24 protein-coding genes are annotated in these 26,847 nt (G+C 37.2%); 15 read left to right on the top strand and 9 right to left on the bottom strand.

All coding sequences use genetic code 11. The annotated features are described in order from the left end of the window. Positions 1-66: 66 nt before the first annotated feature. From FW768_RS14890 to FW768_RS14880, 3 genes are all read left to right on the top strand, one after another. Positions 67-432 (top strand): hypothetical protein, encoded by a 366-nt coding sequence (locus FW768_RS14890; protein WP_153396708.1) that lies wholly within the window; start codon positions 67-69, stop codon positions 430-432. A gap of 44 nt (positions 433-476) precedes the next feature. Then, positions 477-1,892 (top strand): aminotransferase-like domain-containing protein, encoded by a 1,416-nt coding sequence (locus tag FW768_RS14885; protein WP_153396706.1) that lies wholly within the window; start codon positions 477-479, stop codon positions 1,890-1,892. Positions 1,893-2,123: 231 nt separating this feature from the next. Further along, positions 2,124-2,603 carry a GNAT family N-acetyltransferase gene (locus FW768_RS14880; RefSeq protein ID WP_153396704.1) on the top strand — a complete coding sequence of 160 codons (480 nt, stop codon included), beginning with the start codon at positions 2,124-2,126 and terminating at the stop codon, positions 2,601-2,603. A gap of 87 nt (positions 2,604-2,690) precedes the next feature. Here the strand turns inward: FW768_RS14880 and FW768_RS14875 are convergent, their stop codons facing one another. From FW768_RS14875 to FW768_RS14850, 6 genes are all read right to left on the bottom strand, one after another. Then, positions 2,691-4,547 carry a LamG-like jellyroll fold domain-containing protein gene (locus FW768_RS14875; RefSeq protein WP_153396702.1) on the bottom strand — a complete coding sequence of 619 codons (1,857 nt, stop codon included), beginning with the start codon at positions 4,545-4,547 and terminating at the stop codon, positions 2,691-2,693. Between the two features lie 260 nt (positions 4,548-4,807). Further along, on the bottom strand, positions 4,808-5,476 hold the full coding sequence (locus FW768_RS14870) for an HAD-IA family hydrolase (protein ID WP_153396700.1): 669 nt from the start codon (positions 5,474-5,476) through the stop codon (positions 4,808-4,810). A gap of 6 nt (positions 5,477-5,482) precedes the next feature. Further along, positions 5,483-6,637 (bottom strand): TIGR03364 family FAD-dependent oxidoreductase, encoded by a 1,155-nt coding sequence (locus tag FW768_RS14865; RefSeq protein WP_153396698.1) that lies wholly within the window; start codon positions 6,635-6,637, stop codon positions 5,483-5,485. 14 nt (positions 6,638-6,651) lie between these two features. Next, the gene (locus FW768_RS14860) at positions 6,652-7,947 is read right to left on the bottom strand and encodes a DUF5690 family protein (RefSeq protein ID WP_153396696.1); all 1,296 of its coding nucleotides are present in this window, start codon (positions 7,945-7,947) and stop codon (positions 6,652-6,654) included. Positions 7,948-7,956: 9 nt separating this feature from the next. Further along, positions 7,957-10,782, bottom strand: coding sequence for a TonB-dependent receptor (locus FW768_RS14855; protein ID WP_153396694.1), 2,826 nt, complete (start codon positions 10,780-10,782; stop codon positions 7,957-7,959). Between the two features lie 423 nt (positions 10,783-11,205). Continuing rightward, positions 11,206-11,775: a helix-turn-helix domain-containing protein gene (locus FW768_RS14850; protein ID WP_153396692.1), complete on the bottom strand. Its 570-nt coding sequence runs from the start codon at positions 11,773-11,775 to the stop codon at positions 11,206-11,208. A 213-nt stretch (positions 11,776-11,988) separates the two neighbouring features. On the opposite strand from FW768_RS14850, the gene FW768_RS14845 reads away from it, so the two are divergent. The 10 genes from FW768_RS14845 (at position 11,989) to FW768_RS14800 (ending at position 21,356) form a co-directional block, all read left to right on the top strand. Next, a complete protein-coding gene (locus FW768_RS14845) occupies positions 11,989-12,696 on the top strand; it encodes a response regulator transcription factor (RefSeq protein WP_153396690.1) in 708 nt (235 codons plus the stop codon). A 3-nt stretch (positions 12,697-12,699) separates the two neighbouring features. Next, positions 12,700-14,100 carry a HAMP domain-containing sensor histidine kinase gene (locus FW768_RS14840; RefSeq protein WP_153396687.1) on the top strand — a complete coding sequence of 467 codons (1,401 nt, stop codon included), beginning with the start codon at positions 12,700-12,702 and terminating at the stop codon, positions 14,098-14,100. Positions 14,101-14,374: 274 nt separating this feature from the next. Further along, positions 14,375-14,869 (top strand): hypothetical protein, encoded by a 495-nt coding sequence (locus FW768_RS14835; RefSeq protein WP_153396685.1) that lies wholly within the window; start codon positions 14,375-14,377, stop codon positions 14,867-14,869. A 31-nt stretch (positions 14,870-14,900) separates the two neighbouring features. Further along, a complete protein-coding gene (locus tag FW768_RS14830; RefSeq protein WP_153396683.1) occupies positions 14,901-15,728 on the top strand; it encodes a YoaK family protein in 828 nt (275 codons plus the stop codon). A 238-nt stretch (positions 15,729-15,966) separates the two neighbouring features. After that, positions 15,967-17,754 carry a DNA mismatch repair endonuclease MutL gene (gene mutL, locus FW768_RS14825; protein ID WP_153396681.1) on the top strand — a complete coding sequence of 596 codons (1,788 nt, stop codon included), beginning with the start codon at positions 15,967-15,969 and terminating at the stop codon, positions 17,752-17,754. A 2-nt stretch (positions 17,755-17,756) separates the two neighbouring features. Beyond that, complete coding sequence (locus FW768_RS14820; RefSeq protein WP_153396680.1) at positions 17,757-18,485, top strand: rhomboid family intramembrane serine protease; 729 nt, start codon at positions 17,757-17,759, stop codon at positions 18,483-18,485. A 9-nt stretch (positions 18,486-18,494) separates the two neighbouring features. Beyond that, positions 18,495-19,499: an endonuclease/exonuclease/phosphatase family protein gene (locus FW768_RS14815; RefSeq protein ID WP_153396678.1), complete on the top strand. Its 1,005-nt coding sequence runs from the start codon at positions 18,495-18,497 to the stop codon at positions 19,497-19,499. Between the two features lie 77 nt (positions 19,500-19,576). Next, positions 19,577-20,551 (top strand): endonuclease/exonuclease/phosphatase family protein, encoded by a 975-nt coding sequence (locus FW768_RS14810; RefSeq protein ID WP_153396676.1) that lies wholly within the window; start codon positions 19,577-19,579, stop codon positions 20,549-20,551. A gap of 4 nt (positions 20,552-20,555) precedes the next feature. Further along, entirely contained in the window at positions 20,556-20,915 is a 360-nt protein-coding gene (locus FW768_RS14805; RefSeq protein ID WP_153396674.1) for a hypothetical protein, read from the top strand. 30 nt (positions 20,916-20,945) lie between these two features. Next, positions 20,946-21,356, top strand: a complete 411-nt coding sequence (locus FW768_RS14800) for a hypothetical protein (protein WP_153396672.1) — start codon at positions 20,946-20,948, stop codon at positions 21,354-21,356. Between the two features lie 82 nt (positions 21,357-21,438). Here FW768_RS14800 and FW768_RS14795 read toward each other — a convergent pair whose 3' ends face one another. After that, positions 21,439-23,277, bottom strand: coding sequence for a helix-turn-helix domain-containing protein (locus FW768_RS14795; protein ID WP_185151984.1), 1,839 nt, complete (start codon positions 23,275-23,277; stop codon positions 21,439-21,441). Positions 23,278-23,749: 472 nt separating this feature from the next. On the opposite strand from FW768_RS14795, the gene FW768_RS14790 reads away from it, so the two are divergent. Together FW768_RS14790 and FW768_RS14785 are read left to right on the top strand one after the other, a co-directional pair. Beyond that, complete coding sequence (locus tag FW768_RS14790) at positions 23,750-23,950, top strand: hypothetical protein (RefSeq protein WP_153396668.1); 201 nt, start codon at positions 23,750-23,752, stop codon at positions 23,948-23,950. 2 nt (positions 23,951-23,952) lie between these two features. Then, positions 23,953-24,171: a hypothetical protein gene (locus tag FW768_RS14785; RefSeq protein ID WP_153396666.1), complete on the top strand. Its 219-nt coding sequence runs from the start codon at positions 23,953-23,955 to the stop codon at positions 24,169-24,171. A gap of 230 nt (positions 24,172-24,401) precedes the next feature. On the opposite strand, the gene FW768_RS14780 is transcribed toward FW768_RS14785, so the two are convergent. Next, positions 24,402-25,916 carry a GH3 auxin-responsive promoter family protein gene (locus FW768_RS14780; protein ID WP_153396664.1) on the bottom strand — a complete coding sequence of 505 codons (1,515 nt, stop codon included), beginning with the start codon at positions 25,914-25,916 and terminating at the stop codon, positions 24,402-24,404. Between the two features lie 104 nt (positions 25,917-26,020). Then, the gene (locus FW768_RS14775) at positions 26,021-26,431 is read right to left on the bottom strand and encodes a BrxA/BrxB family bacilliredoxin (RefSeq protein WP_153396662.1); all 411 of its coding nucleotides are present in this window, start codon (positions 26,429-26,431) and stop codon (positions 26,021-26,023) included. Positions 26,432-26,847: the final 416 nt, after the last annotated feature.

The following is a 26,847-nucleotide window of genomic DNA, read 5'->3' as shown; positions in this document are numbered from 1 at the left end:
ATACTTCTGTATCTGTATCCAATGTTGAATACTCCATAATTTTGTTTAGCTAAAGAATAAAATACGATGGAAACAACAGTTCAATATCAAGAGCAGATTCAATATGCTGAGGTGTATATTTCAGATATGCCTGTGCTGAAGAATATATTTTTACAGAGGCAGCCTGCCCAAGCTGTCCATACAGATTTTGGGGTTCCTTTTCTTTTGGCGAAAAAGCGGAGGCAAATCATCATGTTTGCGAGCCTTGTGATCCATGAAAAGGGAGGAATTACTTTTAAAATTTATCATAAAAAAGAAGCCACAGAACCAGACAAACAAAATTTTTATCTCAAGGCAGAAAGTTATTTTAAGCAAAACACAACTTCTAATTTCCGGAATCCGGAACAGCTGAAAAGCAGCATCAAAAGCATGATCAGCTGGCTGGATTTTTAACAAAGCCTGGAGAAAGTTGTACATTTACTTAAAACCTGAATTCAATGTCTAAAGATGTTCTGTATCTTAAAATAGCCAATTCCGTCACCGAGCAGATCAAAAGTGAAACCCTACAGTATGGGGACAGGCTGCCTTCTTTGAGGAGTGCCCAGAAACTTTATAATGTTAGCTTAAATACGATAAAGCAGGCTTATATGGAGCTGGAAAGCCGCTCTCTGGTAGAGTCGCGTCCTAAATACGGATATTATGTAAGCCAGACTTCCCAACGGAAACTGGCATTGCCTTCAGTAGGCAAAATAAAGGTTTCAGAAGGAGAAAATACTCCGGAAGATCTTATCGGTAAAGTATTCGGAACCATTGCAGGAACAGATGTAACCCAGTTTGCATTGGGAATTCCGGGCAAGAGTCTTCTTCCTGTTGCAAAGATGAAGAAATGCATGATTGATGTGATGAAGAGAAAACACGACAGCGGGACGAATTATGAGCCGGTACAGGGAAGTGAACGTCTCCGTCGTGAAATTGCCAAATGGTCCATCGTGATGGAAGGGAAAATAACGGAAGATGATCTGGTAATCACTTCCGGAGCTATGAATGGCGTTTATAACTGTCTGATGGCCGTTACCCAACCGGGTGATTCTGTTGCCGTAGAAAGTCCGGTGTATTTCGGAATCCTTCAGGCGATTCAGCTGCTGGGACTGAAAGCCGTGGAAATTCCCACCCATCCTATTACCGGAGTAGATCTGGATGCGTTGAAAAAAGTGCTTCCTGACCTTTCAGCATGCTGTTTCGTAGTGAATTACAACAATCCGTTAGGTTTCCAGATGCCGGATGAGAACAAAAAAGAACTGGTGAGTATGCTTACTGAACATAATGTTCCCTTGGTTGAAGATGATGTGTATGGAAATATCTATTTCGGAGCAGGGAGACCAAGACCCTGCAAATTTTATGATGAAGCCGGAATCGTAATGTGGGTAGGCTCAGTTTCCAAGACACTGGCGCCGGGCTATAGAGTGGGTTGGGTAGCCCCGGGAAAATTTAAAGAAAAGATCATCCGTCAGAAATTGGTTCAGACGGTATCAGGGCCTTCTTTATTTTCGGATGTTATTGCTGATTTCCTTGAACATGGCCGCTATGACCATCATCTAAGGATGTTCAGAAAAAAGCTGTATGCGAATTATCTTCAGATTCAGAAATCGGTGACCCAGTATTTCCCGGATAACACCAAAATATCTGAGCCGAAAGGAGGTTTTATGCTGTGGCTGGAACTGGATAAAAAGATCTGCACGGAAGATCTGTACGATGTGGCGCTTAGCCAGAAGATCAACTTTGCTCCCGGAAGAATGTTTTCACAATACAACCAGTATCAGAACTGCATGCGTCTGAATTATGCTTTAGAATGGACCGATCGTGTTGAAAGCGACCTGGAGAAACTGGGTAAAATGATTAAAAAAAGAATTTAATAAAATAACTTCAGTTCGGGATAAGAATATCTTGTAGATGCAGGTTTGAAGCTGGATGAGGGAAGAGGGAAGTTGTGAAAGTCATTAAGAGCAAATATTGATCTGTTTTTATTTAATTTTCTGGAGGCTTTCAATACCTATAACTAAAATTAACTTCCAGCCTCCTTCTTCCATCTTTCTGCCTTTTACATTTAAACTCCTTAACCCGAACCCACATTAAAATATATAGTGATGAGTGATATAAATAATGAAGTAACAATTGTCAATTTTGAGCCTCAGTATAAAGAGACTTTTAAAACATTGAATGAAGAATGGATCAAAACGTTCTTTATCATGGAACCCGGCGATTATAAGCTGCTGGATCATCCTGAAGAACAGATTCTGAATAAAGGCGGTCATGTTGTTTTTGCTTTGCTCAATGGCGAAGTGGTAGGAACCTGTGCCCTGGTAAAAACCAATAATGAACCCCTTACGTTTGAACTTTCAAAGATGGCGGTAAGCCCTAAAGCTCAGGGAAAGAAAATCGGGTATCTGCTGGGACATACTTTAATAGAAAAAGCAAAAGAGCTAAAAGCGGAAAGGGTTTTTCTGGAGACCAATTCAGTTTTGGTTCCTGCGATAAAACTCTACGAAAAATTAGGTTTTCAGCATATGCCGGTTACCAGTCCCGCATATGACCGGGCGGATGTACAGATGGAGCTACATCTGTAGTTTCTGGAATAAAAAAAGATATTAGAACGCAGATAGAAATATCTTTGTTCTAATATCTAAAAAATTAAATCTGATTACTTTACTGTTTTATTTTTTGATGAAGGATTTTGTAAGAGATTCTTTACTTCCGCTGATCCTGATAAAGTACATTCCCGCAGAAAGCCCTTCTATTCCAAGCTTTTCGTGATACTTTCCTTTGGGGGATTTTAATTGTTTTGAAGCAAAAGAAACTCCTCTGGCATCCAAAATATCTGCCCGGATTTCTTTATCGTCAGAAGTATAAACAATGCTTATGCTTTCTGATGCCGGATTGGGATAAACGTTAAAATCGCTTTTTATGTCATCATAGGATTCTTTTACCGCTAAACTTTCGTTTGAACAGGCTGGTATACGGTTTATACCATCAATTCCCCATGAAGGCTGAACCGGGATACAAAGCCAGTTGAGTACAGTAGGAAGGTGATCCGTTTCTCTTGTGGTAGAGCCATAGTTGTAGATTTTAAATGCGGAAGTAATCCCTGTGTTATACGTAGGAGAACCGGTAATGGTCATATGATTGGCATTTGGACCAGAATCGACTAAAGTATTTCCTGAAGTTTCAGCACATTTCCAGTTAGCTAATAATTGAGCATAGAAAGGGTGGGCAGGTGTAATATCCTGATTGGCCCAGTTGGCAATGACCTCGTTGGGAAGAGCGGATTTCCAGATTCTGACATCTTTATAGGAGGCTGCAAGTTTAGGGTCATAGGTATTGGTGCCATCCTGATTTAGCGTTAACGGGAGTCCTGAGTCTATATTTCCGATGGTATTCATTTTGGCAAAAGTTACGGGAACGCCGTCTTCATACAGGGTGACAAGGCCGTCACGGTCAAAACTTACCGCAATATGTTTCCACTTTCCGGTTTCTGCTTTACCGCCAACGAGGTCAATCCGGTTGGTTCCGTCTCCGATGTTCATCTTAAAGGTCTGCCCGGAATATCCCGAGATAACCACTCCCTTGTTCTTTCCGTTTGCCCAGTTTTTATTACTGATCATCACCGGATCACTTGAATAGGCGGCATTGGGCTTCACCCAAAATTCAATGGTAAAATCCTGGCTGGTTCCGAAGTTAAAAGGCGTCTGGCTGCCAGGTTTCGCATAAGTTCCGGCCGGAAAGCTAAGTTGGTTAAACGTTTTATTAGATTCCAGAACAGTCTTACTGATCTGCTGTGGGGTGAATCCTGGATTGGAATAGATGGTGAAAATATTTCTTTCCGAAAGATTTCCACCACCATGAGAACTATCAACAGCTCCATGATCTGTGGTTAACACAACAAGCCAGTCTTCATTATGATATGAAGCCCTGTTTTTCATTGCAGATATGATCTCTCCAATATAAGAATCTGTAGTCTGTATAGAAGAAACATACTGAGGAACACTGGATGAGAAACCGTAAGAATGTCCGGCATGATCTACATCATCAAAATCAACGAATAAAATATCAGGATTATCATTCTGTAAAGCATTAACCGCTGCATTTTTTACCGCCAGATCTGTTCCGAAATTGGTTTTTACATCTGCGTTCTGAACAATCTTATCATTGATGGGAGTCCAGTGTGCCAGGGAGATTGTTCTTAAATTGGGATTATGGCTTTCGGCTCTGGTGAGAAAATCAGGGTAATTGGCAAAATTGGGACTGGTAAAATTATTGTCCTGTACATTATGCTTCGTATGCCATACTCCTGTAAGCATCGTGCTCCAGCCGTTTCCGCTCCAGGTTGTGGCCGCACATAAACCATCCAGAGAATAAATGGACTGGCTGATGAGGTTTTGGATGTTTGGAATGCCGGAAGACATCATGACATCGGCACGACAGCCATCTATTCCAATAAAAAGGACTTTTTTGGTTTGTGCACCTAATAAACAGCTCATTATAACTGCCATTGAAAAGAGTTTTGTTTTCATAGGAAAAAATATTTTTTGAAAGAGAAATGTTTACAAATAGTAATTTATTTTTAATAATTGTAAAATTAGTTTACTATTTGTAAATATATATAAACAAAAAGTTAATTAATTGATAATTAAAAATTTACTTTAAATCACGATTTGAATGGAAAATAGAGATATTAAAAAACACAACGGCACATCCTGTTAATAAAACTTCTGTGCGGCTGTGTTTAAATTAAATTGAGGCTGAATAAAATAAGTACTGTTGAAAGAAAAGTTTAAAGAATGCTTTCAGCCTCAGATATGGTATTAAAGATATAATCAGGTTCTGCCTTTTCAAGCTCTTTTCTGTTCTGTGCACCGGAAAGAACAGCAATGGTCAATCCGCAGCCAGCATTTTTACCTTCCTCAATATCAATGACGGAATCTCCTGCCTTTAAGACGCTGCCAGGCTCAGCGATATTGAATTTCCTCATAGCCAGATTGATCATTTCAGGGCTTGGTCTGCTTTCCGAAACATCATCCGCTGTAATCAGAGCATCAAAATGAATATTTTCTTTCCATTGTAATTTGCTTAGAAGCTGCTGGGCAATTTCAGAAGTATACCCTGTATTAAGCACAACTTTCTTATTCAGGGATTTCATTTTTAATAAGAAATTTTCGGTTCCGTTGATAGGCTTTACATCAAGGTTGTGGTAAGCCTGTTTTAATTTTTCAGAGAAAATTTTAAAAATAATAACGGCATCTTCTTCATTTCCGTTAATTTCTCTCAGCAGGTTGGTAATGGCTTCCAGTTTTTCCATTCCGGCACAGCTTACAAGAACCTTATCTAAACTAACGGTGTAGCCATGCTCATTAACGGCTTCTGTAAGCGTTTTGTAGACTACATTATCTTCATTAATTGTTGTTCCGGCCATATCCAGAACCAGTAATTCTATATTTTTCATTGAAATTTATGCGTAAATTTTTTCTATGTTAAACTTTGAGAAGCCACCGCTTCCCGTCATTCCCTTTCCTCCGATTCCTGTTACAATATGAATATTCGGAGAAGGGCTATGTTCGAAAATATCTTTCGTTTTACACTGTGAATAGACCCCAAACCATCTTCTCTGAATCTCGTAAGTAGGAAGATCTATGATTTTTCTGGCCTCATGGATCATGAATTCATCAATTTCCATATTAAGATCAAAACCAAGGTCGTCTGCATTTTTAGCATCTGCGTATTCATGAGAGTCTCCAAGAATGACTGAGCCGTCCAGTGCCTGCTTGAAAAGCATATGAACTCCGTATTTTTTCTCAAATGAATTGGGGTCTTCTAACGATTTGATTTTCTGGAAAGAAGGACATTCACTAAATGACTCATACCGTCTGATGGAAAGCCCGGTCAGAATATTTCCCTGAAGAGAATAAATTCCCTGAGGTTTGGTCTGAAGCATCTGAAGTTTACTTACTTCCAGATCGCTCTCATTGAATACATTAGGATATAATGTTTTAAACTCATGTCCGCCACAAATAATAATCCTGGAAGCCAGATATTTTTCTCCGTCAGCTGTAATAGCGACACATTTCTGATCGTCTTCATACGTTTCAACAACAGTCGTATTATAAATGATCTGTAATCCCATTTTGTCCCGAAGCAGCTGATGAAGTTTTACAATCATATCAGCAGAATCTACAGACAGTTCTTGTGGGAAAAAGAGACCTCCTTTACAGTAATCCGAGCGCAGTCCATCATACTTTTTGATGCACTCATTCCTGGATAGCAGAACAGAGTCATAATCATTATTCCGATTGATCTCATAGAGTTCCTCAATAAGCTGAACTTCATCATCATTGGATGCAATATATACTGAGCCATTTTTTCTGATGGTAAGATCTGCCTGCTGATGCAGTTCATTATAAAGGGCAAGGCTTTCCCTTCCGAAATTCTGCCATTTAAGGTCCATTCCGGATGGAACTACCTGTCCGAAATTTCTTACAGTAGCCCCCTGAGGTATTGAGTTTCTTTCCAGTAAAGCTACCTTAAGATTTTTCTTCAGAGCATGATAAGCATGGAATGTTCCTAAAATTCCGCCTCCCACAACGATTAAATCAAATTTTGCTGTCATTTTGGTATAATTTATTAAATTTTCGAAGTATCGAAATTGATGAATGGGTTAGAGTTTGATTTCGGCTTATGCTTTTTTCTGAACGCCAGAAAAGCAATCACCGAAAGAATGAATACGGCGGCTGTAATAATATAATTCAGCCCGATATAAAAATTGAGCCATGAGGTACGGGAAGAACCGAAATTCTTATAAAGCAGCACCAGAACGCTTCCGAGGTACCCGAATGAATCTACGGTATAGATCAGAAAACCAACATTTCCTTTCATTTCAAAAGCCGCAATCATCCGGTCAAAATAAATTCCGTTAAAAGGAATATAGCAGATATACATCCCGAATCCTGAGACCGTCATCCATAAAAAAGGAGACAGCAGGTTCTGTTGGAATAGGTATGTTGAAAACCCCACGGTAAGAATTCCGGCCAAAAGGATATAGTGATAATAAGCAAATGCTTTCTTATTGTTTTTTACCCTTACCATCAGGCTTAAGATCAGCAGTACCATTACTGCGATCGGGATTTCTGTTAATGTGAAAACAGAACTGTCGAATTTGAAATGCATTCCGTCCCAGATTTCACGGTTGAAATTATCCCTGAAGTCCCGCAAAACCGTTAAGCATACATACAGAAAGATGATACAGGTAATAGGAATGAAAAATCTTCGGATCAGTTTCTTTCTCTCAGCGCCGTTAAGGGGCTGCCTTTTATTCTTAAGCAGGATATCCTCTTCAGAAGGCTGCGGAATTTTTTCAAGAAGCAACCCGGAAATAATCAGGGGAATAATAAAAACAAGTCCGGCAGAAAAAGGCATCCAGAATTCTGAAATATGGAATGTATCCATTAAAAACTTCCCGACCGATTTCGTAAATCCGGAAGACACCACAAAACTGGAACATAAAAATAACCCGATGATTTCTGTAGCTTTACGCCCCTCGATATAGGAAAAAACGATTCCCCAGATCATTCCCAATGGGATCCCGTTGAAAAACATAAAGATGATATTATAAGGAGCAGGAACAACAGCAAATCCAAGAAGGGCAAGCCCGGCAGCGGTAATAAATCCGAAGAGATAAACGATCCTTTTTTCCGGTTTCAGTTCAGAAATAAATTTGATGCCAATGAATTTTGAAATAAAATATCCTACTGCCTGGGCAATGATGATCAGGATCTTATAGTCAACCCCAAAATAAGAAAGGCTTTCAAAAGAGGCGGCAGTAAACGGTTTCCTGAAACCATACATGCAGAAGTAGACTCCGAAAGCAGCGAAGGCCGCTTTCAGAATTACCATTGTTTTTTGATGGGAGGTTTTGATCATTACTGTGGTTTAAAAATTCAGTTTAATACCAAGGTTACATCTCACTCCATAATATTCTACCTGCTCAGGACGGTCTTCATTTTTTCCGAAATGATAGATCAGAGGCTTATTCAGAATGTTGTTGACGTCAGCATACAGGGAAAGATATTTGGTAAGCTGATAAGATCCACCGAAATCCAGACTGCTGTATTTTCCATAATAAGAGTCATTAAGATCCTCTTCTGCATATTCTACAGCATATTTTCCTTTGTAATTATAAGCCAGCCTTGCATTGAATCCCTTTTTCTCAAAGAAGAGCTGTACATTATAGAGTTCTTTAGCCTGATAGGGAAGTTTTACTTTTCTTCCGCTGGGTTTTTCCATTTCAGAAGTCATGAAAGTGGCATTGACCTGGGTTCCGAAATACTGAAGGAATCCGGGAAGGAAATCAAACCTTTTATTGATGCCCAGTTCAATACCACCCAGCCATGCTGCACTTCCGTTATTCGGAGCAGAAAACTGTACCCCGGTCATTCCATTATAGTTTCCGATAAAAGAATCCTGGAAAATAGGGTCGGTAATGGATTTGTAGAAAATACTACCGCTCAGGATTCCGACATTTGAGAAATAATATTCTCCCATCAGGTCAAAATTCAATGAATACGTTGGATTAAGATTGGGATTTCCGCCTTTGAATTCGTTATCAGCTTCAATATAAGTTCCTCCCGGTGTTAAATCTCCGAAATTCGGTCTTGAAAAAGTTCTTGTTGCTGCAAAACGAAGATTGGTTTTATCATTTAAGGAATATTTCAGGTGGAGCATAGGAAGAACAGCCAGATAATTTTTGGTATGTTCTACAGGAGTCAACACATTATCAATTACATTATAACCTTTTACGCGGGTATTGGTATTGGATAACCTGATTCCTCCTAAAACCGTAATTTTATCATTGATTTTGTACGTTCCCATTCCATAGGCATCGGCATGCTTTTCAAAAACATCAAAGTTTCTTCCTAATGCTTTATTATATTCCAGGGCTTCAGAATCTGCCGTGTTGATTTTCAGGTTTCCCTGGTTGTCATACCAGAACTGATTCATTCCTCCGGCAGAAAGTACAGGCCCAAAGGTGTTTCCGAAATGTACGTTCATATCACTGAGGTATTTAGGGGCGTTGGGCTGGGTGGTGATGTATTGGGCGTAATCTGAAAGAAAAGGTGCTGTTCCATTGCTCCAGGTATAGAAAATATCAGAGAACTTTGCATTACGTTCCTTATCTCTGTACTTGAAACCGTATTTTAAAGTAAGTTTATCCGAAGTATTGATTTCATGATTGAATCCTGCAACGATCTTATCTTTTTCCTGTACAAAAACCTTATAGAATTCAAGATCAGTGAATTTCATTTGTGAAGCGTCCATTTTGAAATTCGGATCACTGTAAAAACCAAATAAAGCATCCGGGTTTTTGTAATCTAATTTTCCTCCATCTGCTTTCCAGTAAGCTCTCGGGCCGTTTCCGCGGTCTGACATATAATCCGCATTAATGCCTACTCCGGACTGTGTATATTTAATCACATAATAAGAATTGTTTTGCTTATCCGGGATATTTCCGTATTTGAACTGATTATCATAATAAGATAAATCCCAGTCAATTTTCCCTTTGTTTAAATTGTGAATTCCGCCTACAGAAACAGAAGTAAGCTGGGTGATCAGGAGATTATGAATATTCTGAAGCTCTACTCTGGCGGTATTGTTCGCTGCACTGAATTTATCAAATCTGACTCTGTGCTTATAGTGCATTTCATTATCAGATAAAGTTCCGTACATTCCTTTGACGTAGAAGGTCGTTTTGGGAGACAGCACATATTCAAAAGCGGCATTGATCCCAGTTGTTTTCCGGACTCCGTTATAATCACGCAGCTCCATTCTGAAAACACCTTCATCACCACTTCTCCGAGCTTCAAAATTATCGGTAGACCAGTTTCTGATGAAGTGGGCAAAATTAAATAAATACCCAAACTTTTTATCCTTTGTTCTTCCGCCGTATAAAAGGCCGAGATTATAAACTCCCTTATCTGCTTTGGCATTATATCCGCTTCCGATCGTTGCCCTGAATTCCGTTTTCATGGGAGGGGTTTTGGTAATAAAGTTTACTCCTCCTCCTATTCCGTCTGCTTCCAGATCGGGAGTGAAAGATTTGTTAACGTGTACGTAAGAGATGAGTTCTGTAGGGAAAAAATCGAAGGCTGTAGCCCTTGAAGTAGTCTCTTCCTCAGCGGTTGGAAGCCTGTTTCCATTGATCGTTGTAGAAGCCCAGAAGGGAGGGAGTCCTCTTAATGAAACAAATCTTCCTTCTCCCTGGTCCCTTTCTATAGACACTCCCTGTACACGCTGTACAGTTTCTGCGGCATTCCTGTCCGGAAGCTTTCCGATTCCGTCGGAGGCAATAACATTGGTAATGTTGATGGCATTTTTCTGAAGATTTAAAGCTCTTGCTTCGGTATTCTTTAAAGTTCCCGTTACTACCACTTCATCAATATTTTTTCGGGGTTGGGAAAGCTTTATCATTCCAAGATCTGCCGTCTCATCAGGCTTTATACTAATCTCTATATCTGCGGTTTCATAGCCGATATAGCTGATCTGTAAGGTGTATTGACCTTCTTTGATGTCATTGATGGTAAACTTTCCGTCAACATCGGTGGTTATATTTTTAGATGAACCTTTTATTTTAACGGAGGCACCTGGTAAAGGCTGGCTGTCATCCAGAACTGTTCCTATAATTAACTGTTTCTGTGCTGAAACAAAAATGATAAAACAGACAAAAACAAGGGTAAGTAATTTCTCTAAATTTGTTTTCATTTTTACATATATTAAATTTTTCATGCAAATCACGCTAATAATTTTAATATATATAAATATTTTATGTTAAGTATTGTTTAATAAATTCAGGCCGTTTGTTACTTCTATTTTACCTGAAAAAGTATTGTAAAAGTGAGATAAGAATTAGAAATTTATTTTAAATACCTTTATATTAAGATGTTTTGGACTTGTTGATAGATTGGTTGAAAGACTTTCGTTTTTAGAAGAAATTCATTTTTTTGTTAATATAAAGTTCATTTTGAATAAAATCAGGATTTCAAAAGTTTACAAATAGTAAACTTTTTGTAAAAATGATTGGCTGGATTTCTAAAGAAAGTGAATATAAAAATGTAATTCTGCCTGAAGAAGTTAACAGAATTTATGTAGGATCAATATCAAACGCTGAGAGAAAGTTTACTTTTATTAAGCAGTATAGAAGTAGAGAACAAGCATTACACAGCTTTCATTACTGATGCTTACCGGAACATGCGGGAATTTACCGTTGAAATATAAAGAATCTCCTTCTTTTAAAATAATTTCTTCATTATCAATGATATATTTTACCTCTCCTTTCAGAATATATTTGAATTCCCAGGCATCGGTAATCACTTTTTCCCTTTTGGAATGAGGTTCAAGAGTTAGTAGCACAGCTTCAAAACCTAAAGAATGAAGGCTTTTACTGAAAATGTGCATATATCTGAAGCCTTCAGCTTCAACTTCTTTTTCTATGACCTGCTGGCTTTCTTTGGGAACATAAATGAATTTAGCATGAGATCTTTTCTCTACACCTTCAAAGAAATAGCTGGCATCAATTTCCAGAGATTGAATCAGGTCAAGTAAAACAGGAAGAGAGGGAATTGTTCTTCCGTTTTCAATCCGGGAAACAAGGCCGTTGCTCACATTGGCTTTAAAGGCCAGTTCATTGATGGTTAAATTATTCTTTTTTCTAATATCCTTTAATCGCTTACCGATACCTATTAAAAAGTCATTCATACTATTATCATTTAACCTGAATTATTTTTTTCACCATAAGATGGAAGACAAAGGTAATATTATTCTGTATAGATTGTGTGGAGGAGATGATCAATTCACTCAAAATTATTATTCAATCGGAGGTTGCTTTAAAACCGGAATCTTAACTTTCTTGTTGTTTGGCTCCCGGTCTCCAGAAAAAATTTTCCTATTTTTGTGGAATTCCTTATTTCAATGAAAAAGATTATTCTCATCGAGGACGAAACCAGTGTAGTATCTTTTATAAAAAAGGGACTTCAGGAAAACGGATACGAAGTTTCTGTTGCTTTTGACGGGCGTACAGGTGTACAGCTGGTACAGGCTAATGATTTTGATCTGGTTATCCTGGATATTATGCTTCCGGAAATGAATGGTCTGGATGTATGCAAAGAAATAAGAAAAACCAATCAGAGTGTTCCTATTTTATTCTTAACGGCATTGGGAACCTCAGAAAATATCGTTCTGGGTCTGGAAAGCGGAGGAGATGATTATCTGGTGAAACCTTTCAAATTCATAGAGCTGGTAGCGCGTGTAAAATCTCTTTTAAGACGAAGTCATAATCATGTGCCGCAGGAAGTAGCAGAACCGGAACCTGATAATGAGTATGTATTTCAGTTTTCTGATCTTGTCGTTAATGATTATACTAAAAAAGTAACCCGTGCAGGAGAAGATATTTCACTGACTTCTACAGAGTATAAGCTGCTGCTGTATTTTCTGAACAATCCTGAAAAAGTGATTTCCAGAGCAGAAATTCTGGATGCCGTCTGGGGTGTTAATTATGAACTGGGAACCAATGTTGTGGATGTTTACGTGAATTATTTAAGAAAAAAACTGGATAGTCACGAGGATAATAAGCTGATCCATACGGTAATAGGAATGGGATATGTTTTGAAAAAGCCTTAATGAATGTTTAATAAAGTTGTCACAAATCAGACCAAAACGATGGTGCTTCTGATGTTGGTTTTTACGGCCATCATCTTGCTGTTCAGCGGTTTGGTTTACTTTTCAATCGTCAACTTTTCACATCAGAGGTTTTATGAGTTGCTGAAGATTCGTACGGCTACTATTGTACAGATCGAAAAAAGTAAAGACCACCTTGATCTTCCGGAAAACTATATTCTCAACAGCCTGAATGACGAAGAACTTCCCATGGAAAGGGATTATGTTTTTGCTGTTCCTTCGGATTCCAATTTCACAAAGATCTCTAAGGAGGTACATATCCCGGATTCTTTTTTCAAAAACATCGTAAAAAAAGGAGAAGCCAATTATAACGATGAAGAGTTTTACTACATAGGCCAGACTTTCAGGTATGATGATAAAGATTACATTGCCATTGCTTCAGCTAAAAACCACTATGTTATTTATTACCTCGGGTTTTTAAAAAGAACACTGATTACCTGTATTGTACTGTCCCTGTTTTTCAGTATGATCTTCTCTTTTTATCTGTCTAAAACCTTATTTAAGCCGATCCTGAAAATTACAGGAAAAGTAAAGGAGATCAGTTCTGAAAATCTTCACCTGAGATTGGAGGCACAGCCTGATAATAAGGAGCTGAATGAGCTGGTGGATACCTTTAACGGAATGCTCAACCGCATTGAAACCTCCTTTGAAACCCAGAATCACCTGATCGGAAATGTTTCCCATGAACTAAGAACACCGCTTACCTCAATTATGGGCGAAGCAGATGTTGCGCTCTCCATCAGCAGAACAGCAGAAGAATACAAAGAAACCCTTGAAATCATTCTGGATGAAGCTGAAAAGCTGGACAGAAAGATCAAAGCACTATTAATGATTGCACAAACCGGTTTTGACGGTAAGATCCAGAAAATGGATAAGGTAAGAATTGATCAGCTGCTATGGGATGTTATCGAAACACTAAGGAAAATAGACTCAAGAAATAATATCTATCTGGATATCAGTATGCTTCCTGATAATCCTAAAAAACTGAAAGTGCAGGGCAACGAACAGCTTTTACACCTCGCGGTAGCCAATATCATCAGTAACGGCTGTAAATATTCCAATTTCCAGCAGGTGAAAGTATCGCTTGGAGCTACAGATACCGATGTATACATTATCGTAAAAGACAACGGGATCGGAATTCCTGAAGAGGAAATGAATAAGATTTACGATCCGTTTTTCAGAGCTTCCAATACCAAAAACTATGAAGGTTATGGAATCGGGCTTCCTCTGGCCAGAAATATCGTAAGAATGCATCAGGGAGAACTGATCGTAAGTTCTCACGAAAACCACGGAACCACCGTACAGATGCGCTTCCCGAATTTTTACAGCATGTATCCGGAAGGGTAAATTTCAAAGTGCCTCTTTGATTTCTTTAAAGCGTATTTATAATTTTAGATGTAGAAACAGCTCCTTTATTTCTTATTGGTGCATAAATCTTAGTAGTTGATTTTCAATAATAATACCGTCTCCTTTTCCGCCATGTTAACTCCCGTTAACAATTTTCTAATCTCATTTTAATCTCTTTAATCACATTTTAATTCCATTCCAAAGATCTTCTAATCTGGCCGTTCTAGTTTTGTATCATCAAAAAAGATCAACACAAAACAAAATCATAAAGAACATGGCTAAAACAATTTTAATTGCAACAGATTACTCTCTTGAGTCTTTAAACATATTGAAAAAAGTACTGAAAGAGAAAGATTCACAGGAAGATCAGAATCAGTATAAAATACTTCTTGTTTCAGGATATGACCAGGGAGATTCTATCAGGGATCTTTTATTCAATACCAAGAGTACCATATTCAGTAAGATAAGACCGGAAGAATTTTGTGACGCCTACGGTATCATCAGGAATAAATACCCGCATTTAGTCGATAAGATCGTCTGTGATATTTTCACGGGAAGCTTCCAGAGAACATTCAACCAATATGTGAAAGCAGAGAATATTGAGGAGGCTTACTATTCTCCATCTATTAAAAGTAAAGGAAAAGGAAAATTCGACCTTATTCCTTATATCAAAAAATGTAAAGAACTGCAGTCTCAGGAAGTTAAAGTAGAAGTTCCTGAAAGGCTTCCGGAAAGAGGAAGACTGGCTGAGATCTTTGTTGAAGCCTAAAAAATAAACCCACGATTTAAAAAAAGAAAAAATGTTAAGAAATTATAGTAACAGCAGAACGTTGGGAGACAACATCAGATTGGGAACGCTGACTGCATTCACTGCAGGTACTATAAATATAGCTTCTCTATTGATTTTCCTCTCATTTACGTCTAACGTAACGGGACATTACGCCATTTTAGCGGCAGAGATCAGTAAAGCCAACTGGACGCAGGTAGCAGTAGTAGGAGGGTGGATCTTCTTATTCTTCTTTGGAAGTTTCCTGTCCAACTTCATCGTCATCAACTTTAATAAAAAAAGTAAATATTTTGCTCATGCAATGCCAATCGTACTAGAGATTATATGTCTTTTGTTCGTAGGAGTATACGGCCAGCTGTATTATCAGAAAACACTGGAAGAAACAGAATATCTGGTCGCACTGATGCTTTTTGCCACGGGACTTCAAAATGGTCTCACAGCAAGTATTTCCAATTTCTCGGTAAAAACAACCCATCTTACGGGAACCACTACCGACCTTGGAATTTTACTCTCCATGTTTACCCAGAAAAAATACCGTAAAAACGGAGAACTGATCGGAAGGGCAAAACTGTTGATGAGTATTATGGCGGCCTATGTTTTAGGAGCGGTATTCTCAGGACTGACCTATTATTACCTCGAGTTTAGAGTGTTTTATGTCATCAGTGTCTGTCTTCTGATCGTCATCGGATATGATGCTTACAAAATTCATGTAAGACACTTCAATACGAGATACCGATACAGCAGAATTTATAAAAAACCGAACATTTTGGCCTATCTGTATGACAAAATTCACGGAATTCCTAACAGAAAGGAAAAAAGAAAGCTTGTCTTTGAAGACTAAATTATAAAGTAAATATCAGTATTATTTTTTGTGTAAACTAGCTGTGAATCAGTCCTCTGTTTGTTATGAGCAATCAGAGGACTGTTCTTTTTTAATGAAGACAGACTGTCAAAGGTTTTCTGCCAGCGGCATTTCCGGCAGGATTGTTGATTTGTTGATAATTTAAATAGTAATTCACGGCTTTAATCTTTTAATTCCCGATTTCATTGACTATTTTTGTAAGTTGATTACACGTTTTATGTCAGATATTATTCAGCTTTTACCGGATCATGTAGCGAACCAAATTGCGGCAGGGGAAGTGGTGCAGAGACCTGCATCCATAGTGAAAGAACTTTTGGAAAATGCTATTGATGCTGGAGCAACTAAAATAGAGTTGATCGTAAGAGATGCCGGCAAGAACCTGATCCAGGTAGTTGATGACGGAAAAGGAATGTCTGAGACAGATGCCAGAATGGCGTTTGAAAGACATGCCACCTCCAAAATCAAAGGAACAGAAGATATCTTTAAGATCGCTACCAAAGGTTTCAGAGGGGAAGCATTGGCTTCTATTGCTGCGGTATCTCAGGTTGAACTGAAAACCAAACAGAATGATGCCAAAATCGGAACCAATATCTACATTGAAGGAGGTGTTTTCCAGTTTCAGGACCCGGTGCAGACCGCAGACGGCTCCAACTTTATGGTGAAAAACCTGTTTTATAACGTTCCGGCAAGAAGAAAATTCCTTAAAAATAATAATGTTGAATTCCGTCATGTGATTGATGAGTTCCAGCGTGTGGCATTGGCTCATGAAAACCTGGAATTCTCTCTTTTCCATGATGATGAAGCCGTTTTCAGACTGAGAAAAGGAAGCCAGATGCAGCGTATCGTTGATGTGTTCGGAAGAAAACTTCAGCCACAGCTTGTCCCTATTAAAGAAGATATCGTTTGGTGCCAGCTTCACGGATTTGTTGCAAAACCGGAGGGTGCTAAAAAAAACCGGGGCGAACAGTTTCTTTTCGTTAACGGAAGGTATTTCAAAAGCCCATACTTTAACAAAGCGGTTCAGGAAGCTTTTGAAGGATTGCTGTTACCAGGCTACGTTCCTTCTTTTTTCCTTTATTTGGAACTGGATCCGGGGAAAATAGATGTGAATATTCATCCGCAGAAAACAGAAGTGAAATTTGAGGATGAACACCTTATTTTTGCTTTACTGCGTTCAACCATTAAAAGATCTTTGGGAATTTATAACGTTTCTCCAAGTCTTGATTTCGACAGAGATCCGGAGCTGGATGAAATGATGAACAAACCTATCCCAAGCAAAGGCAATGGTGGAGGCGGGGGAATGATCAAGATGCCTGAAATTATTGTTGATAAAGATTATAATCCGTTTCTGGAAGAAAGAAATGTACAGCCGGAAGAAATTCAGAATCTTACGGAAATGTATCATCAGAATATCACTGCAGAACCTTCTAAGATCAATTTGTTTGAAGATGAAGATTTTGATGAAGACCTGATGAGGCTTCCGAACGGGTATTGGCTGTTCAATAAAGGAGATGTGACGCTGATGCTGGATCTGGGAAGAATGCACAGACTGCTGGTTTCGGAAAATAACAAATCCACCAGAAAATCAAATACAAACAGTCATGCGCTGCTGTTTTCTCTGGAGTATCATATGAATGAAATAGAGAAGACAAAATATAATGCTTTCAAAAAATATCTTCCGGAACTGGGGTTCGAAATGAAAATTGCCCATGAAAGTGTACTCAGAATAGATTCACTTCCGGAAGGGCTGAAAGAAACACAGGCGATGAAGTTCCTCGAAAACCTGTTTGAGATCCTGGAATATAAAACAGAAGAAGAGTTCATGCATTATTATCATAACCAATGGAGCAAAATGCAGTCGAAATCAAGATTCGATTTTATTTATAAAAAAGATGCGGAACAGGTGATTAAAGACTTTACAGCATTAGGTTTCCCGGAATTTTTACCGGATGGGAAAAGATGCTTCTACGAAGTTCCGTTTAATGATTTTAAAAACAAATTTTAAAGATGTTTAACAATATACCGCCCATTACAAGAAATATTATCATAATCAATATCATCGTATTTATTGGTTCCTATTTTCTGGGAAGTAAGGCCATAGAATACCTTGCCGGATTTTATCCTTTTTCTCCGTTCTTCCATTCATGGCAGATCATTACCCATATGTTTATGCATGGAAGTATTATGCATATTCTGTTTAATATGCTGACCCTGTATAGTTTTGGGCCTATTCTGGAACAGACCTTGGGAGAAAGAAGATATCTCATCCTTTATTTCGTAAGTGGATTAGGAGCTTTTTTCCTCTTTAACGGATGGAATTTTATTGAAGCACAGCAATATACCCGTGAACTACAACAACTGGGGTTTAATGTAAATGCATATTTGTCGGGCGCAAGCGTTGAATTTTCAGGAAATGCAGAATCTGTCCTGAGACAAAAAGAACTGCTGGAAAACTTCAGAGGTATTGTAGCAACTCCAATGGTAGGAGCTTCTGGTGCAATTTTCGGAGTGGTGGCTGCCTTTGCAACCCTTTATCCGGATTCAAAGATTATGATGATGTTTATTCCGGTTCCTATAAAAGTAAAATATCTGATGCCTATTGTTATTATAGTTTCTGTATACCTTGGAGTTTCCGGAAATGGAGGAGGAATTGCTCATCTGGCTCACGTGGGAGGAGCATTGGTGGGATGGATTCTGGCACGAAACTGGAAGAAGCATCTGTACCGATTCAATTAAAGACCTGCTGTGAAAGTTTTCCGCCTCATCGTACTTATCCTGCATTTGGGCATTTTGTTCATGTTGTTGGGAACCTTAATGAATGCTTATATTCCGCCTAAGATATTTCCGTGGTTCAATCTGCTTTCGTTAGGATTTCCCGTTCTTATTGCGGCTTATATCATCTGTACCCTGTTCTGGCTTTTCAGCTGGAAAAAAAGAACTTTTGCGTTTATGCTGGTTGGGTTGATTTTTATCAGCCCCGTTAAAAGATGGATCAATTATTCCCCTGATAAGAAAAGCAGTTCAGATGATATCAAAGTGGTTACCTTTAATATAAAAGCTGGAGTTCTTGGAGCTCAGGAAATAGAGCAGTACCTGAACAGAATGGATGCAGATGTAATTGTGCTTCAGGAAGATGGAGGACGTGAGTTTACAATAAAAGGGATGTCAAAAGTTAAAATTACACATAATAACGGAGTTCTTGCTTTTTATTCCAGACACAGGATAGTAGATACTAAAAGTCTGATTGAAGGAAACTATGACCTGAATAATGCTTATGCCAGCCAGGCTGATATTGAAATCAGAGGAAAGGTATATCGTTTTGTTAACGCTTATCTGGAACCGTATAAATTTGATAAGTCGATGGTGAAGATGGATGGTGATAAAGAACAGGATGAGAGAAGGCTGCGGGATATTGTAAAAAAGCTTATTCCGGTTTTTAAAAAGCATCAGGATCAGGTGAGTGAAATCAGGACGGGAATTGATCAGTCTCCGTATCCGGTATTTCTGGCGGGAGACTTTAATTCAGTGCCGAATTCCTACGAATATTATCATCTATCTGAAGGGTTGGAAGATGCTTTTATGAAAGCAGGAAAAGGGAGTGCTACGAGCTTCCATGATTACAAATTTCCAATCAGGATTGATTATATCTTTACCTCAAAATCCATACAGCCTATTTCCTATAAAGTAGACCGTACTGTAAAGTTTTCAGATCATTATCCTGTGGTCGCAACTTTTTCATTAAAGAACTAATAATCATAAAATTAGTTAAAATTTATCGGCTTGGTAGGGTTTTTGATTAAAAAAATCCGTACCTAGATCGTTATTTCATGAAGCCGAACCAGATATTGCTATTTCTACATATTGCCGTTGCCGTTTTATTGCTGTGCACATTAGGGAATGCATGGATTCCACCTAATCTTTTGGGAAATCTTAATTTGCTTTCTTTGGGCTTCCCTTACCTGATTATTACTTATATTTTGATGACGCTGATCTGGGTATTTCAAAGAAAAAAAATAGCCATTGTATTTGCTTTGGGAATTTTGGTTTTCTATAATCCAATAAGAAGATGGGTGAATTTTACTCCCAAAACAGCCAATGTAAGAACAATCAGAGATATTAAAGTGCTTACATTCAATGTGAAATACGGTGATTTTGGCTGGGATAAAGTAAAAAAATATATCAAGGATCAGAATGCCGATATTATTCTGGTTCAGGAAAAAGACACGAACAGAGCTATAAGAAAAGATCTTGTAAAATATCCTACCGTAATTCTTAAAACAAAACATAAGATTGTTAGACAGGAAGAATTGATTCAGGATAATTCAAGAGGGAATTCATTTTATGCAGATGTTGATATCAATGGAAAAATCATAAGAGTGGTAAACGTTTATCTGGAACCTTTCAGACTTCATAAATCTATGTTTCAGTTTGATGGTTTTGGAAAACAGAAAGATAAAATTTCAACCCTGCTTTCTCATATGACGCCAACGTTTAAAGCCCATGAAGAACAAATCAGAAAAATTAGAAAGGTTATTGATTTCTCTCCTTATCCGGTAATTCTGGCGGGTGATTTCAATTCTGTACCGAATTCTTATGAATATTATAGTCTGGGAAAAGATCTTCAGGATGCTTTTCTCACCGTAGGAAACGGAATATCTACCAGTTTTCATGATTATAAGGTTCCTCTTAGAATTGACTATATCTTCACCTCAAAATCCATTATTCCTTTAAGCTATAAAGTGGATCAGTCTGTAAAATTATCGGATCATTATCCGGTAATTGCTGAATTTCTGCTAAATTAGTTCCATGAAAAATTTATCTGCTGTACTTTTTATTATATTGCTGTTTATGGCTGCCTGTTCAAAGAAAGAAACTCACGGTTTTGAAGGAGAACAGGAAGTAAAGATGAATTATGATACAACAGCTGTTGATTCTTTTTCAAATGGAGCAACATCAATAGATATTGTCCGTAAGATCAGGATGTCTTCACAGAAATATCAGGATTCTTTAGTACAGGCTAAAAAACTTCAGGATGAAGAGACAAAACTGAAAGCAGAGCTGGAAAAAGAAAATAAAAAGAAACAGGAAGAAGAGAAGAAAAAGGCCGATGCTGAGAAAAAGCAGAAAGAAACAGCTTCTCCCGCGGCTGAGAACAAAACACAATAGAATATCATTTAACTTTAAAAAATATATAATATGAAAAAACAAGTTTTAGCCGCAATCGTAATGATTTCACTGGCTGTAGTATCGTGTACAAAATCAACAACTAAAACAGAGCAGGTTGAAAATCCGGACGGATCTGTAACTACTACTTCTACAACCGTAACGGAGGGCCCTGGTGTGGATACCTCTAAGATTAATAAAGCCAAAGAAGATGTAAAAACAAAGGTAGATGAAGCCGGAAATAAAATAGACAATGCTGCTCAGAAAGCTAAAGATAAAATTGATGAAACTGCAGATAAAACAAAGCAGGATCTTGATAAAGTAGGAAAAGATATTAAAAGCGGAGTTCAGGAAGCCGGAAAAGACGCTAAAGAGGCCGCAGCAAAAGGTGCATCAAAAGTAGAGGAAGCTGCTAAGAAAGTAAAAGAAGACTTAAAGAAATAAATTAATATAATTTCTATTTAAAACACACAAAAGCCCAATTTTGGGCTTTTGTGCGTTTTATTTTAATAGAATAGAAACAAATTTAAAGGTCAGGGTTTTCAAAATACTCTCTTGGTGTCTTGCCATATTTTTCTTTAAAAGCAGTAGCGAAAAATTCGGGAGTTCCAAATCCAAGATATTTAGCAATTTCTTTTATTTTTTTTTCTTTGAAATCAGTATCGCTCTTTAAAATGCTTTCAAGATGGGCGAAGCGAAGATCACTAATATAATTGTTGAAATTTTTTCCTGTTTTTATTTTAATAACACGGCTCAGGTATTTATCATTCGTATTAAATTTTTCAGCAAGAGTATTTAATCTTAAGTCTGAAGCCAGATATTTATTGGATTTTTCAAAATCAGCTAAGCTTTTAAGGAGCTGTTTAACAGTGTGTTTGTTGATAGGTAAATAAGCTTCATAATCAATTTCCAAGGGATTGTTTTTTTGTTGATTTTGTAAGCTGTAAACAATGGGAATTTCCTCTTCAGGAGCTATTTCTGATGGATTGTTTTCTTCTTTTTCGTAAATTATAGTCGTTTTTAGAGAAGGTATTTCTTCTTTATCCTTATCACCTATTCCGGACGATTCCGTATTATCCAACTCTTCTGCAACATCAGCTTGAATGGCTTGCTGCAGGCTTTTATTCTTTTTGTTCTGATACATGAAAAAACCTGTAGCAGCGATAATTCCTAAGATTCCTACGCTGATAAAGCTCCAGCGTTCTTTTTTCCGGTCTGAGAGCAGATTTTCTTTTTCTTCTACAAGCCTTTTTTCATCATAATCCGTCTTTAATTTCTGAGCAATATTATTTTGTTCTTCTTTAAATTTTTTCTCGTATTGCAAAAGCTCGTCTACTGAAATGAGCTGCTTTTCTCTGTTTCCTTTCTTCTTATAATAATCTATAAAAAACTCAAATGATGGACGAAATTCTAAAGATATTTTCCCTGTTTTTTTATAATCATCAATGATTTCCTGAAAAAAAGGTAGAGCTCTCTCATCATCTTCTAATTTCCAATAGCACATTCCCAGATAAAACTTTTCATAGAAATGGTTATCAGAATCATTGTATAAAATTAAAGATTTTTCTAATTTTTCAATAGCAGAAGAATATTTTCTTTGCGAATACTCATTAAACGCATCGGATGAGATGAAATCTGCCAAATAAAAAGCAACATCCTGATTGTTTTCAATAAATGAATAACCTTCTTTTAATAGAATAGTATTCTGGCCAAAATTATTGATTGCAGAGTTTATTCTTATTAAAGTATTTAAGGTGTAAATATAGGAAGATCTAATATCAGCGGTGTTTTTCTTTTCCTTTTTCCATTTGTAATATTCATATATTTCATTGGCTATCTTCTGTGCCTCAATATTATCCCCGATTTTATTTTTAAGCCGGGCAATGGTAAACAGCCCTTCATAAGCGAACTCTTTAGAAGTATCATTTTTAAGATAATCATCGGCTATTATCGCCATTTCCAATGCTTTTTTATAGTCGTAATTTTTAAAATTTGCATTGGCGGCACTGGCATAGGCCATACCGATATACCGATTGTCTTTAGTTTTGACCGACTCTATAATTAAACTATCTCCATATTTTGCTTTTTCACTATCAGGAGCATACGTTGTGGCAAATCCATAGCCTGTTATTACTTCTTCAACCTGGTTATTTTTCTTTGCAAGCTCTATATATTTTTGAGTGAGATAAAATGCTTGTTTTCTATCTTTCGAAATGACTGATATTTTGTTTCGGAGACTTTCAAAATCTATTTTTTTTGAAGAGTTATCTTCTTGTTGTCTAAAAGATGCCCCCAATAAGAATATAAGAATATTGAATAAAAGTAAATTAAAATACTTTTTTTCTCTTTTTTTTAATGTTTTCATTTCAAAATAAGGAAATATTTTGTTTACCTGCATTTCTTTTAAAATGTATTGATTATCAATGGTCTATTTTTTTGTTTTTTCTGTCTTCAAAATTATTTTTTCCTATTTGCGAAGCTTTTTGTGGTTTTAAACAAAGATATTTTAATTTTTTGCATACTGCGTAAAAAGGAAAATTTGTTTTTAGAAAACTTGTGATTATATATTTGGAACAACAGAAAGGAATACCATTTTAACCTCAGTTCGGGATAAGAATTTTTGATTTAGAGCTTGTAATCCGGGAGATGGAAGATGGAGGTTCTGAAGGTCATCAATAATAGGTTGCCATCTTTTTTAGCTAATTTGATTTTTACAGACATTTTCGTTATCTATAACTAAAAGTGACTTCCAGCCTCCTTCTTCTATCTTCCAACCTTTTATAAGTTTTAAATAAAACATAATTATATAACATTAAAAAAAATAAACTTTAACGACTATGAAAAACAAATTAATGCTTACAACTACCAGAATTTCAGGTTTGGTCATGCTTGCTTTTATGACAGTATACAGTTTTCTTACTGCTTATAAAAACATAGACCTTCCCAATGGCTGGAAATTTTACTGCAGTGCTTTAGGTTTTATACTGTTTAGCTCCCTTTTAGTACTTACCCTGTTCAAAACGAATAAAAATCAATAACCATGAAAAAAGAAAATATTTCAATGATTGTGTTTGTAGCTCTGTTTATTATTGCTCTGATACGTTTTTTGGATTCGTCCGTCTATACCATGCTCTCTGCGGATAATGCAGGTTTAATACAGGAATATATTAAAAAATCTTTCTCATGGGGAATTTTTTTCGGAGGAAGCATCGCTGCCGGAATTGTTATCGTAACAAAATTATTAAAGAAATCTAAATAGTGATGAATTTGAAAAAACTGATGCTAATAATTGTATTCTTCTCTATCAATTCAGGATTGAACTGTTTCCTCAATTCTGATTATAAAATTACTGGGAAGAGTGGTTTTGTATTAGTGCTAAGCAGTATTTTATTTGCTGTTTTTATGTCTTTTTTTATGAAGAAATCGGATTCATAACTTAAGACAGGCTAATAAATAAAAAACTACCGCAAATTCATTTGCGGTAGTTTTTTATTTATTCATTTCCAGTAAAGGATCGATATATTCCCGGTCATTGCTTAATCTTGGCACTTTATTCTGCCCGCCAAGTTTTCCTTTGGATTCCAGCCAGTGATAGAACAGATTATCTTTAGCAATATGTACAATCGGCCTTTTCAGGGTCATGTTGTTATATCTTTTGGCTTCATAATCAGAATTGATGGTCTTAAGATGCTGGTCAAAGGCATCAATAAAACGATCGAGGTCGTCAGGGTGCCGGTTGAATTCAAAGATCCATTCGTGGGCACCTCCTTCATCTCCTTTCATGAAAACCGGAGCTCCTGTAAAGTCTGCAATAGAGGCTCCTGTGGATTCGCAGGCTTTGGAAAGAGCAGATTCTACATTGGTAATCATGAGCTCTTCCCCGAAAGCATTGATGTAATGTTTGGTTCTTCCTGTGATCTTTATTCTGAACGGGCTGATGGAGGTAAAAACAACGGTATCGCCGATAAGGTATCTCCAAAGTCCGCCATTTGTGGTAATAACCATTGCATAGTTTTTCCCGATTTCTACGTCTTCAAGACTAACAACCTTCGGATTTGAAAAATGAAACTGATCCATAGGAATAAATTCATAGAAAATTCCGTAGTCCAGCATCAACAGCATTTCATCACTATCCGAGCGGTCCTGGATTCCGAAGAAGCCTTCAGAAGCATTATAAATTTCGTAGTAATTGATGTTTTTTCCGATGATCTGTTTGTATTGCTCCCTGTAGGGCTTAAAACTGATTCCGCCGTGAAAAAACACCTCTAAATTAGGCCACAGCTTAGAAATGCTTTCCGCATCTGTTTCCTTTAAAACTCTTTGCAGAAGAACCATCATCCAGCTCGGAACCCCAAGGATACTTCCTACATCTTCATTTTTTACTTCTGAAGTAATGGCTTTAAGCTTACTTTCCCATTCAGACATCAGGGAAACTTTTTTGCTGGGTATGGTGGTAATTTCCACCCAAAACGGAAGATTATCAATCAAAATAGCAGACAGATCCCCGAATTTAGTGTTGAAATCTGCATATAGTTCAGAACTTCCCCCAAGGCGTAAATTTTTGTTGGTGAAAAGCTGGTTTTCGGGATGGTTATTGGCATAGATGGAAACCATATCTTTCCCGGCTTTCATATGACAGTATTCAAGGCTCTCTGCTGAAATGGGAATGAATTTGCTTTTGGCATTCGTTGTCCCGGAGGATTTGGCAAAATGCTTGATATATCCGGGCCAGCTTACGTCTTTGCAGCCCTGTCTTGCCTTTTCTATATACGGTTCAAAATCTTCATAAGTTACAATCGGAACCTTGTTTTTAAAGTCCTGATAACTTGAAATCGAATTGAAACCGTGTATTCTTCCGTACTCTGTATCTTCCGCATGGAAGAGCTGAGAGAAAAGTATACCTTTCTGGGTTTCAATAGGATGGTTCATGAAATTCTGTATCTGATCTATCCTTTGGCGGATAAACCAGTTGACTACCGTATTGAAGAGTGCCTTTGTTGCCATTTCAACAAATATAATGATATTTGGATTTTCAGAAAATTTTTATAGCATGAAATAAAAAAACCGCTACAAAATTTGTAACGGTTTATTATTTAGATTATTGTTTCTTAGCAATACTCATCATAAGCAGCCTGAAGATTGGCAGCGATAGCCCCGGCAGGATTACCTTCAATATGATGTCTTTCCAGCATATGAACCAATTCTCCGTCTTTGAAAAGCGCTACACATGGAGAGCTTGGAGGGAACGGAGCAAGGTGTTTTCTTGCTTCTACTACTGCTTCAGTATCATATCCTGCAAAAACAGTCGTTAAATGATCAGGTTTTTTATCTCCTGTCAAAGAATATACTACACCTGGTCTTGCAGCTCCGGCAGCACATCCGCAAACAGAATTGATCACTAATAGGGTGGTTCCTGACTGCTTTAATGCTCCCTCTACCTGAGCAGGAGTTGTTAGATCTTCGAAACCTTTATCTGTAAGTTCAGCCTTCATAGGCATTACTAAATCTGTTGGATACATATATTTTGTTTTTTATCCCTACAAAGTTAAGCAATTCTTTACGTTTGTTCAATACATAAAAACTATCAATGGTTTAGGCATAGAAAATTAATTAAATATTAATAATTCAATAATATTTGAAAAAATATAAAATAAAATAACAAATAATGAAAAATAATTGTTAAATTTGAAATGATTCTGAAAAACAAAGGACCATGAAAAAAACAATTACGGCTTTCCCTCAGGCAAACAAATTATTCAATACAGCCTAAGAGGCAGTTGAATGAGCTCTTTTTCAGTTTTAGATATTATTAAACTGAAATTAATAATCTTGAATATCCCAAAAATGAAGCCCGAAATTAAACAATTTCGGGCTTCTTTAATCAAATCGATATGCAAAGGTTGGATATCCTTATAAATAGGTTGGTGTTTTTCAA

It is taken from the genome of Chryseobacterium vaccae, assembly GCF_009602705.1.
GTDB classification, from domain to species: Bacteria; Bacteroidota; Bacteroidia; order Flavobacteriales; family Weeksellaceae; genus Chryseobacterium; species Chryseobacterium vaccae.
The sequence above is the reverse complement of the archived record's forward strand: the minus strand, read 5'-3'. Positions and strand labels throughout refer to the sequence as shown.

What these genes read in the sequence shown, in the direction of transcription:
- FW768_RS14890 (WP_153396708.1), top strand. Translation starts at nt 67, where the DNA reads ATGGAAACAACAGTTCAATATCAAGAGCAGATTCAATATGCTGAGGTG.
- FW768_RS14885 (WP_153396706.1), top strand. Translation starts at nt 477, where the DNA reads ATGTCTAAAGATGTTCTGTATCTTAAAATAGCCAATTCCGTCACCGAG.
- FW768_RS14880 (WP_153396704.1), top strand. Translation starts at nt 2,124, where the DNA reads ATGAGTGATATAAATAATGAAGTAACAATTGTCAATTTTGAGCCTCAG.
- FW768_RS14875 (WP_153396702.1), bottom strand. Translation starts at nt 4,547, where the DNA reads ATGAAAACAAAACTCTTTTCAATGGCAGTTATAATGAGCTGTTTATTA.
- FW768_RS14870 (WP_153396700.1), bottom strand. Translation starts at nt 5,476, where the DNA reads ATGAAAAATATAGAATTACTGGTTCTGGATATGGCCGGAACAACAATT.
- FW768_RS14865 (WP_153396698.1), bottom strand. Translation starts at nt 6,637, where the DNA reads ATGACAGCAAAATTTGATTTAATCGTTGTGGGAGGCGGAATTTTAGGA.
- FW768_RS14860 (WP_153396696.1), bottom strand. Translation starts at nt 7,947, where the DNA reads ATGATCAAAACCTCCCATCAAAAAACAATGGTAATTCTGAAAGCGGCC.
- FW768_RS14855 (WP_153396694.1), bottom strand. Translation starts at nt 10,782, where the DNA reads ATGAAAACAAATTTAGAGAAATTACTTACCCTTGTTTTTGTCTGTTTT.
- FW768_RS14850 (WP_153396692.1), bottom strand. Translation starts at nt 11,775, where the DNA reads ATGAATGACTTTTTAATAGGTATCGGTAAGCGATTAAAGGATATTAGA.
- FW768_RS14845 (WP_153396690.1), top strand. Translation starts at nt 11,989, where the DNA reads ATGAAAAAGATTATTCTCATCGAGGACGAAACCAGTGTAGTATCTTTT.
- FW768_RS14840 (WP_153396687.1), top strand. Translation starts at nt 12,700, where the DNA reads ATGTTTAATAAAGTTGTCACAAATCAGACCAAAACGATGGTGCTTCTG.
- FW768_RS14835 (WP_153396685.1), top strand. Translation starts at nt 14,375, where the DNA reads ATGGCTAAAACAATTTTAATTGCAACAGATTACTCTCTTGAGTCTTTA.
- FW768_RS14830 (WP_153396683.1), top strand. Translation starts at nt 14,901, where the DNA reads ATGTTAAGAAATTATAGTAACAGCAGAACGTTGGGAGACAACATCAGA.
- mutL (WP_153396681.1), top strand. Translation starts at nt 15,967, where the DNA reads ATGTCAGATATTATTCAGCTTTTACCGGATCATGTAGCGAACCAAATT.
- FW768_RS14820 (WP_153396680.1), top strand. Translation starts at nt 17,757, where the DNA reads ATGTTTAACAATATACCGCCCATTACAAGAAATATTATCATAATCAAT.
- FW768_RS14810 (WP_153396676.1), top strand. Translation starts at nt 19,577, where the DNA reads ATGAAGCCGAACCAGATATTGCTATTTCTACATATTGCCGTTGCCGTT.
- FW768_RS14805 (WP_153396674.1), top strand. Translation starts at nt 20,556, where the DNA reads ATGAAAAATTTATCTGCTGTACTTTTTATTATATTGCTGTTTATGGCT.
- FW768_RS14800 (WP_153396672.1), top strand. Translation starts at nt 20,946, where the DNA reads ATGAAAAAACAAGTTTTAGCCGCAATCGTAATGATTTCACTGGCTGTA.
- FW768_RS14795 (WP_185151984.1), bottom strand. Translation starts at nt 23,277, where the DNA reads ATGAAAACATTAAAAAAAAGAGAAAAAAAGTATTTTAATTTACTTTTA.
- FW768_RS14790 (WP_153396668.1), top strand. Translation starts at nt 23,750, where the DNA reads ATGAAAAACAAATTAATGCTTACAACTACCAGAATTTCAGGTTTGGTC.
- FW768_RS14785 (WP_153396666.1), top strand. Translation starts at nt 23,953, where the DNA reads ATGAAAAAAGAAAATATTTCAATGATTGTGTTTGTAGCTCTGTTTATT.
- FW768_RS14780 (WP_153396664.1), bottom strand. Translation starts at nt 25,916, where the DNA reads ATGGCAACAAAGGCACTCTTCAATACGGTAGTCAACTGGTTTATCCGC.
- FW768_RS14775 (WP_153396662.1), bottom strand. Translation starts at nt 26,431, where the DNA reads ATGTATCCAACAGATTTAGTAATGCCTATGAAGGCTGAACTTACAGAT.